At 70.3% G+C, this 6,630-nt stretch carries 5 protein-coding genes and 1 pseudogene; 2 read left to right on the top strand and 4 right to left on the bottom strand.

Going from position 1 to position 6,630, the window contains the following annotated elements; translation table 11 throughout:
* Window positions 1-156: 156 nt before the first annotated feature.
* From DZG00_RS10755 to DZG00_RS10740, 4 genes are read right to left on the bottom strand one after another with little or no spacing between them, the layout of a single operon-like run.
* Window positions 157-915, bottom strand: a complete 759-nt coding sequence (locus DZG00_RS10755; RefSeq protein WP_012039254.1) for an ABC transporter ATP-binding protein — start codon at window positions 913-915, stop codon at window positions 157-159.
* The gene (locus DZG00_RS10750; RefSeq protein WP_119382940.1) at window positions 912-1,835 is read right to left on the bottom strand and encodes an ABC transporter ATP-binding protein; all 924 of its coding nucleotides are present in this window, start codon (window positions 1,833-1,835) and stop codon (window positions 912-914) included. The genes DZG00_RS10755 and DZG00_RS10750 overlap by 4 nt, the downstream gene beginning before the upstream one ends.
* Window positions 1,828-2,799 (bottom strand): branched-chain amino acid ABC transporter permease, encoded by a 972-nt coding sequence (locus DZG00_RS10745; RefSeq protein ID WP_119382939.1) that lies wholly within the window; start codon window positions 2,797-2,799, stop codon window positions 1,828-1,830. The genes DZG00_RS10750 and DZG00_RS10745 overlap by 8 nt, the downstream gene beginning before the upstream one ends.
* Before the next feature lie 6 nt (window positions 2,800-2,805).
* Window positions 2,806-4,203 (bottom strand): ABC transporter permease subunit, encoded by a 1,398-nt coding sequence (locus DZG00_RS10740; protein ID WP_233550120.1) that lies wholly within the window; start codon window positions 4,201-4,203, stop codon window positions 2,806-2,808.
* A 298-nt stretch (window positions 4,204-4,501) separates the two neighbouring features.
* Between DZG00_RS10740 and guaB the strand changes: the two genes are divergently transcribed.
* On the top strand, window positions 4,502-6,004 hold the full coding sequence (gene guaB / locus DZG00_RS10735; protein ID WP_119382901.1) for an IMP dehydrogenase: 1,503 nt from the start codon (window positions 4,502-4,504) through the stop codon (window positions 6,002-6,004).
* Between the two features lie 166 nt (window positions 6,005-6,170).
* A pseudogene (locus DZG00_RS10730) lies at window positions 6,171-6,630 on the top strand (hypothetical protein); the annotation flags it as partial.

Raw genomic sequence — 6,630 nt, 5'->3', positions numbered from 1 at the left:
CGTCGCGCGACGCGGCGGTGGACCCTCTGCGCGCGATCCCGCGTCGCCGGGCGGACGCCTCTCGCCCCGCCCGGGCGATCCGCCAGGAGCCCCGCCGCACACGACGGACGCGGCACCCCCGAGGGGATGCCGCGTCGTCGTGTGCCCGGGACAGGATCAGGGCTGGGGCGCCGCCTTGGCCTTCTCCTGGTCGGCGGCGAGCGTGCCGAGGTACAGCTCGATCACCTTCGGGTCGTTCATGAGCTCGCGCCCGCGACCCTCGTACGCGTCCTTGCCCTGGTCGAGCACGTAGCCGCGGTCGCAGATCTGCAGGGCTCGACGGGCGTTCTGCTCCACGATCATCACGGAGACGCCCGCGCGGTTGATCTGCGCGACGTTGATGAACGTCTCGTCCTGGCGCACGGGGGAGAGCCCGGCGCTCGGCTCGTCGAGCAGCAGCACCGTCGGATCCATCATGAGCGCGCGCGACATGGCGACCATCTGGCGCTCGCCGCCCGAGAGGGACCCGGCGCGCTGCTTGAGCCGCTTGCCGAGCTCCGGGAACAGGTCGGTGACGAACGCCAGCCGCTCCTTGTACATCTTGGGCTTCTGGTAGGCGCCCATCTGCAGGTTCTCGTCGATCGTGAGCGTGGGGAACACGTTGTTGTTCTGCGGCACCATGCCCACCCCGCGGGAGACGAGCTTGTCGGCCTTGAGGCCGGTGATGTCCTGGCCGTTCAGCTCGATGCTGCCGCCGCGGACGTTCACCTGCCCGAAGATCGCCTTCAGCAGCGTGGACTTGCCCGCGCCGTTCGGGCCGATGATGCCGACCAGCTCGCCCTTGTCGACGTGGACGTTGCACCCGTTGAGGATGTTGACCCCGGGCAGGTAGCCCGCGTGGAGGTCGGTGGTCTGGAGGACCCGCTCTGCCGTCACTTCTCTGCCGCTTCCTTCTCGATCTCGTCCTTGACGAGGTCGGACTCCATGTCCTTCGCCACCTCGCGCTGGCCCGTGAGGGTGCCGAGGTCGGTGTCGTGGTGGGCGCCGAGGTAGGCGTCGATGACGGCCGGGTCGCTCATCACGGTCGAGGGCGGGCCCTCGGCCACGATGCGTCCCTCGGCCATCACGACCACCCAGTCGGCGATCTCGTTGACCATGTGCATGTCGTGCTCGACGAACAGCACGGTCATGCCCTCGGTCTTGAGGTCGAGGATGTGGTGGAGCAGCGACTGCGTCAGCGCCGGGTTGACCCCGGCCATCGGCTCGTCGAGCATCACGAGATCCGGCTTCGTCATGAGCGCGCGCGCCATCTCGAGGAGCTTCCGCTGACCGCCCGAGAGGCTGTCCGCGTAGTCCTCCTCCTTGGCGTCGAGCTTGAACTTCTTCAGGAGGGTGCGGGCGCGATCCGTGATCTCGTCCTCCTTCTTCCTCCAGAGGGGGCGGATCAGTGCGGAGAAGAAGTTCTCGCCGCCCTGGCCGGTGGCACCGAGGCGCATGTTCTCCAGCACCGTCATCCCGCCGAGGGCCTTCGTGAGCTGGAAGGTGCGCACCATGCCGAGGCGGGCGACGCGGAACGCGCTCATCCCGGCGAGGTCCTTCCCCGAGAACTCCCACGTGCCGGTGTTCGGCTTGTCGAAGCCGGTCAGCAGGTTGAAGAACGTGGTCTTGCCGGCGCCGTTCGGGCCGATGAGGGCCGTGATGGAGCCGCGGGGGATCTCGAGGTGGTCGACGTCGACCGCCTTCAGGCCGCCGAACTGCCGGCTGACGCCGTGCGCGACGATGATGGGGTCCTTCTTGGCGCAGCCCGGACCGGCGTCGCCGTCGAGGATGGCCGAGACCGGGGTCTTGTCAGGCAAAGTGCGTCTCCTTCTTCTTCCCGAAGATGCCCTGTGGTCGGAAGATCACGAGCAGCATGAGCGCGACGCCCACGATGATGAAGCGGATCGGGCCCTGCTGGGTGCTCGAGATGGGCAGCCAGTCGTTCGTGACCGCGAGGCTGAGCAGGCCGTCCGAGAGCGACAGCGTGACCCAGAAGATGATCGAGCCGATTACGGGCCCGAAGATCGTGGCCGCGCCTCCCAGCAGCATGATCGTGTAGAGGAAGAACGTGAGCTGCGTGCCGTAGTTGTCGGGCTGCAGCGACCTCGGGAGGATGAAGACCACGCCCGCGAGCCCGCCGAACACGCCGCCGAGCACGAGAGCCTGCATCTTGTAGGAGTAGACGTTCTTGCCGAGCGCGCGGACCGCGTCCTCGTCCTCGCGCACGCCCTTCAGCACGCGGCCCCAGGGGCTGCGCATGAGGAGGAAGACCAGCAGGCAGGCGATGCCGACGAGGCCCCAGCCCACGATGCGGATCCACCACTGGTCGGCGGAGTAGGTGAGCACACCGGCGCCGAAGCGGCCCTCGGGCAGGGGGTTGAGGTCGTTGAAGCCGGCCGCCGCGCCGTTGATGCCCTCGGAGCCGCCCGTGACGTCCGAGAACTCGGGCGTCTTGACGCTCAGCCGGATGATCTCGGCCGCCGCGATGGTCACGATGCTCAGGTAGTCCGCTCGGAGCCGCAGCGTCGGGATGCCGAGGATGAGCGCGAACACCGTGGACGCGACGATCGCCGCGAGGAGCGACGCCCAGACGGGCCAGTCGTACATGACCGCCGTGATGGCGAACGCGTATCCGCCGATGGCCATGAACCCGGCCTGGCCGAAGTTGAGCAGTCCCGTGAAGCCGAAGTGGATCACGAGGCCGACGGTCGCGAGCGCGTACGCCGCGGTGGTCGGCGAGAAGATCTCGCCGAGCGCCAGGAAGATGAAGTTGGAGTTCATGCGCGGCTAACCGATCCGATCTTTCCGGCCCAGGATGCCCTGGGGCCTGATGAGCAGGATGACGATCATGACCACGAGAGCGGCCACGTACTTCATGTTCTCGGGCAGGACCATGGTGCTGACGTTGATGAAGACGCCGATCACGATCGAGCCGATGAGCGCGCCGAACGCCGTGCCCAGGCCGCCGAGGACGACGGCCGAGAAGACGAGCAGCAGGATGGACGCGCCCGTGTCCCAGCGCAGCGACTGGTAGTAGGCGATGAAGACGCCGGACAGCGCGGCCAGCGCGGCGCCGCCGATCCAGACCACGCGGATCACGCCCTCCACGTCGATGCCCGACGCCGCCGCGAGCGAGCGGTTGTCGGAGACGGCGCGGGTGGCCTTCCCGATCTTCGTGTAGAGCAGCACGTACGCGACGGCCAGGAGCAGCACGACCGAGACGATCGCGCCGGCGACGTCGGTGAACTTGAGGCTCACCGGCCCGACGACCAGGAACGGCGCGGGGCTGTTCGGGAGCGTCAGGCGGTCGGCGCCGAAGATGAACTGGAAGAGGTAGCGCAGGGCGAGCGACAGGCCGATGGTGACGATCATCAGCGGCACGAGGCCGAGGCGCCTCTTCCGGAGCGGCTTCCAGATCGCCGCGTCCTGCGCGAACCCGAAGGCCCCGCCGAGGATCACCGTGATGACGATCGCGAGGACCGGGTTGAGGCCGAGCACGTTGCTGAACAGGTACGCCATGAGCGCGCCGAAGGTGACCAGCTCGCCGTGCGCGAAGTTGTTGAGGCCGGTCGTGCCGTAGATGAGGGAGAGGCCGATGGCCGCGAGGGCGAGCAGCAGGCCGAAGATGAGGCCGGTCACCACCTTGGGCCAGAAGATCTTCCAGAAGTTGTTCTCCGTCACGGGCTCCGCGGTGGCGGTGACGGTGCCCGTCTCGGTGTCGGGCGCCGCGGTCTCGCCCCCGGTGGAGGTGCCCGTGCCGGCGCCGGTGCTCGCGCTCGGTGCGGGTGCGGATCCGGCCGCCGCGCCGTCGGGGGAGATGAAGAAGAAGGCGGGGACGTTCTTGTTGCCCGCCGCGACGTCGATCTCCCGGGGGCTCGAGCCCGCACGCGGGACGCCGGCGCCCTCGGGGATGGTGGACTCGTCGACCTCGACCGTGAAGGAGCCCGGCGCGCTGAGGCCGACCTCGGCCTTGCCGTCGGGGCCGGTCGTGCCGGTGGCGTCGACGCCACCGCCCGACACCGTGACGGTGACACCGGCGATGCCGGTCTTGTCGGCGTCCGCCCGGACCCACACGAGCAGGGACTGCTCGGCGGACGCCGGGTCGACCGCCTGGGGCGCCGCGCGTGGATCCGCGTGGGCAGCCGACGGGGCCGAGAGGAGAAGTGCGGTGCAGGCGAACGCCACCGCGAGAATCAGGGCCCAGACGCGCTGCGCGCGTGCTCCGGCCGAACCAGTGGCTATCACTAGACCTCCATAGGGGGAGCCGTGCGACGGGTACTTCCGCACAGGCACCGCGACTACCGTCAGGACGACGTTGGTTGACAGTACGTGCTGATTATGTCCTGGATGTTTCGCGCCGACACCGCGTGGCTGCGTGCTAGGGCGGGAATAGCGCGCCAGCACGACCGTTAACATCGACACACCGGTTGCCGACGCGGTCCCCCGGCTCCACCATCCGCCTCTCATCTCCCCTGGAGGGAACTTGGATCAGTCCGACCCGTTCGGCGTCATCGGCCTCACCTACGACGACGTCATGCTCCTTCCGGGGCACACCGACGTCATCCCGAGCGAGGCGGACACCACCTCCCGCCTGACGCGCAACATCAGCGTCGCCGCTCCTCTCCTCTCCTCCGCGATGGACACCGTCACCGAGGCGCGCATGGCCATCGCGATGGCCCGCCAGGGCGGTCTCGGCGTGATCCACCGCAACCTCTCCATCGAGGACCAGGCCGCCTTCGTCGACAAGGTGAAGCGCAGCGAGTCGGGCATGATCACGAACCCGGTCACCACGCGTCCCGACGCGACCGTCGCCGAGGTCGACGCGCTCTGCGGCCAGTTCCGCGTCTCCGGCCTCCCCGTGGTCGAGGCGGACGGCACGCTCGTCGGCATCATCACGAACCGCGACATGCGCTTCGTCTCGCCGGTCCAGGCGGCGACCACGCTCGTGCGCGACGTCATGACCCGCACCCCGCTCATCACGGGCCGCGTCGGCATCGACCCGGACCACGCGATCGCGATCTTCGCGGAGCACAAGATCGAGAAGCTCCCGCTCGTGGACGACGCGGGCAAGCTGCGCGGCCTCATCACCGTCAAGGACTTCGACAAGTCGGAGCAGTACCCGGACGCGACGAAGGACGCCGAGGGGCGCCTGCGCGTCGGCGCGGCCATCGGCTTCTTCGGCGACGCCTGGCAGCGCGCGCTCGCGCTGGTCGAGGCGGGCGTGGACGTGCTGGTCGTCGACACCGCCAACGGCGACAGCAAGGGCGTGCTCGACATCATCCGCCGTCTCAAGACCGACCCCGCGACGTCGCACGTCGACGTGATCGGCGGCAACGTCGCGACCCGCTCGGGCGCCCAGGCGCTCATCGAGGCGGGCGCGGACGCCATCAAGGTCGGCGTCGGCCCCGGATCCATCTGCACCACGCGCGTCGTCGCCGGCGTCGGCGTGCCCCAGGTCACCGCGGTCTACGAGGCCTCGCTCGCGGCGCGCGCCGCGGGCATCCCCGTCATCGCGGACGGCGGCCTGCAGTACTCGGGCGACATCGCCAAGGCGCTCGTCGCCGGCGCCGACACGGTCATGCTCGGCAGCCTCCTCGCCGGCTGCGACGAGAGCCCCGGCGACCTCATGTTCGTGGGCGGCAAGCAGTTCAAGAGCTACCGGGGGATGGGGTCGCTCGGCGCCCTGCAGACCCGCGGCACGAAGACCTCCTACTCGAAGGACCGCTACTACCAGGCGGACGTGCCGAGCGACGACAAGCTCATCCCCGAGGGCATCGAGGGCCAGGTGCCCTACCGCGGATCCCTCGCCAACGTCGTCTACCAGCTCACCGGCGGCCTGCGTCAGTCCATGTTCTACGTGGGCGCGCGCACGGTCGGCGAGCTCAAGGACCGCGGGCGCTTCGTGCGCATCACGGCGGCCGGGCTCAAGGAGTCGCACCCGCACGACGTGCAGATGGTGGTCGAGGCGCCCAACTACCGGCGCTGATTCGGTGAGCCGCGCGGTCTCCGCGCGGTGGTGACGAGGGGCCGGTGCCGGTGCACCGGCCCCTCGTGCGTTCGGGCGGTCCCTCACAGGGGGCGTCTCCGCACGCGCGTCCGGCGGGTCGCGGTCGGACGGATCCCCGGGCCTCCCCGGCCGCGACACTGCCCGCATGCCACCGACCCCGCCGCCCGTCTCCCATCCCCTCGAGGCGACGGCGCTCGGGCCGCCCACGGTGGTGCTGATCCTCTCCGGGGCGGTGCCCGCGCCCTCCGCAGCGCCTGTCGGCGCGGAGGAGCGCGCGGAGGCCGCGGTCGTCGCGCGGGCGGAGGCGCGCGGGGAGCTGGTGCGCCTGCGGGCCGGGATCCACGTGGAGCGCGCGTCATGGGAGGCGGTGTCGGCGCGCGATCGGCACCTGCTGCGGATCCGGGCGCTCGCCCGCGTCTCCGTCGCGCCGGTCGCGCTCGGGGGTCCCTCGGCCGCCGCCGTGCACGGGCTGCCCCGCCTCGCCCCGTGGCCGCAGCAGGTGACGCTGCTCGACGTGCCGGGCCTCCCTCCGGGGCGACGGGCCGGGACGCGCATCGTGCGGGATCCATCGGGCGGGCGCTCGGCGCTCGTGCGGACCGCCGGCG

It is taken from the genome of Clavibacter lycopersici, assembly GCF_003576405.1.
In the GTDB taxonomy this organism is placed as follows: Bacteria; Actinomycetota; Actinomycetes; order Actinomycetales; family Microbacteriaceae; genus Clavibacter; species Clavibacter lycopersici.
Note: the sequence above shows the minus strand (reverse complement) of the source record. Positions and strands in the feature narration are given on the sequence as shown.